This window comes from Bifidobacterium sp. ESL0825, assembly GCF_052606465.1.
In genome coordinates this window covers 1-2,349 of the sequence record NZ_CP199591.1, presented here as the reverse complement: position 1 = coordinate 2,349, position 2,349 = coordinate 1, and the positions used below count along the sequence as shown (strand labels likewise).

Here is a 2,349-nt window from a genome sequence, read left to right as displayed (position 1 = left end):
CTTCGTTCAGTTACGTATTGCTAAGGTTAATTGCGTCCTGTTACGAGAACTCATCAGCACCTAGGACACGTTCAGGACCAGTGTGCCAGGACATCCACTGGCCGATCACCATTGGTGCAGGATCAGTTCATCGCAGTCGCCATCACTCGGATCCTCACGATGCTCCTGGTCGCCATCGACGGCGTGGCATGGCCATGCTGGCCATGTGGCATCCGATCGCCATTGGCTGCGGAACGAGCCTCAGGAGCGGGGGCTGTTCGAGAACTGGGTGCAGTTCAGCCAGGAATACATCGACTATCTGCGTGACTCACCTGTGCCAGTGGACCTGTCCATCGTGGCCAAACTGAACTCCCCCGTGAGCCTGGATGTATATTGGTGGCTCACACGCCGCTACAGCTACCTTCACGAACGCCAGAGCATTACATGGCAGCAGCTGTATAGCCAATTCGGATCAACGAATATCCTGCCGGCATTCAAGCAGAGCTTCCGAAAAGCAGTCTATGACGTTGAATACGTATATCCTCAGGCGCAGATCTTATGCGGGCGCAATTACGTGACAATCTATCCGTCTGAGACTTCTGTGGCCACCACCGCTCAGACGAGACTGGCAAAATCCCGTGATCGATTGGAGCAGAAAGCGGCGAAGCCCACGAAGCGTGACTTAAGCGAAGTCGACATCGGCAACGTGCTCGAGCATATCGACTATGGGGATGACTACCTCGCGGCCAGACGGCACGTCGTCCACGGGCTGAATGCCGGATACCAGGGCGAAGAGATCATCACGGCGTGGAGCACCGGCAAACGCTTCTGAAGCCACTACCGCGGCATTATCAGGCTTGGGCGCCTTACGCCGAGGCTCAGCCGGCCTGAGGGCGCTCAGAAGAACCAGACTGGCCAAGAAACACGTGCACAGCGCCAGTGCGCCTTTAGACGCTGTTGAAGCGATGAAGCAACGGAGCAAGCTATAGAAAATGTGTACACATTTTCATTTTGACGGTCTCTTTCCGAGCCTCGTCGAATCATCTCGACTGACTTCCGGTCACGTCGAGTCGCTCCGCTGGGAGGGCGAATCAGATTCGGTTGGAGTGATCGATTCGGAAGCCCGTTAGTTGCGTAGACTGTCACTATGACCGGTCATGAATCTCACGAATATTCATTCAGAGAAGCGCTGGACATCGTGTCATGCTCGGAGTCAACACTGCGGAGAAAACTGAACGAAAATGGCTCACAACTAGGAGCTACCAAACTCAAAAGAGGCTGGAAAATTCCAGTCGAGACTCTCGAGGCACTAGGCGTACTCAAACCGGTGACCGGTCAGCAAACCAATCATCAAACCGGTCATGACCGGTCATCAGAAACCAATCAGGAAATCACGCGGCTACGCATAGAGAACGCCACCCTAAGAGCAGAGAACGATGGACTCAAACAGCTTCTGTCCGAGCGGGAAAAAGTCGTCAAGCTCCTCGAGCAAAGACCCAAGCATGAACCGTTCTGGACAAAGCTTATGAGACATTCAAAAAAAGAAAATTGATCTCGACAAGTGCCGACGGAAGAAGACGGATTATCCACCGTCAGGTGCAGAGTCAAGAAGCCGAGTTTTCTAGTATAGGTATATAGGTATATAGGGGACACCCTCTCAGCCCTACAGCGAGTAAGGCTGAGAGGGTGTACAGATATTTAAAGCCCCTCAAAACATATTTAAAGCCCCTCAAAACATATTTAAAGCCCCTCGGAATATTCAAAGTACACACCCGAGATATTTAAAGTACACACTTTCCTGCTAGGATATGTATTCAAAGTACACGGCTATTTTTTTGAAAAATCCCCGCACTGTTAGAGCAGCCGGGGACGTGGCCGATCACTGAAAAGGAGTGATTAGCAATGACCGATTCTACCGACATCGAAATCCCGGATGAACCATGGATGTCGCACGCCTTCATCTCCAAGCTCATGACACAGGTGTCACTGCCCTACAGAAGACCCAAGAACGGAATCAAGGAAGTGGTGCGGCGCAACGGCACTCTCACGGCCAAATTCACAGCCACGGGCGACAGCCTGCCATACGGGAAATATCCGCGCCTGTTCGAGATGTACGCCTGCACAATGGTCAAAACCGGCGACCCCAGCTTCGACCCTGAGACGCGCACGTTGAATCTTGGGACGACGTTCCGTGAGTTCCTACGGTTGCTCAACATCGAAATCGGTGGCAGGCAGTTGAAGACCATCAAGCCGCAACTGGATAATCTGTTCAGATGCGCCTACACCATCAGCAACGATACTGATTCGACCTCGAACGGCGTGGCATTCACTGTGGCCACGAAGTGGCAGATCGATTGGCTGCGGAACGAG

At 52.7% G+C, this 2,349-nt stretch carries 3 protein-coding genes; all 3 read left to right on the top strand.

Features of this window, described 5'->3' with window-relative positions:
• The first annotated feature begins 205 nt into the window (after positions 1–205).
• The gene (locus ACUIAG_RS09135) at positions 206–811 is read left to right on the top strand and encodes a replication protein RepA (protein WP_445340423.1); all 606 of its coding nucleotides are present in this window, start codon (positions 206–208) and stop codon (positions 809–811) included.
• Positions 812–1,126: 315 nt separating this feature from the next.
• Positions 1,127–1,531, top strand: a complete 405-nt coding sequence (locus tag ACUIAG_RS09130) for a hypothetical protein (protein WP_141650160.1) — start codon at positions 1,127–1,129, stop codon at positions 1,529–1,531.
• 350 nt (positions 1,532–1,881) lie between these two features.
• The coding region (locus ACUIAG_RS09125; RefSeq protein ID WP_445340422.1) for a replication protein RepA at positions 1,882–2,349 on the top strand (468 nt) is incomplete at its 3' end.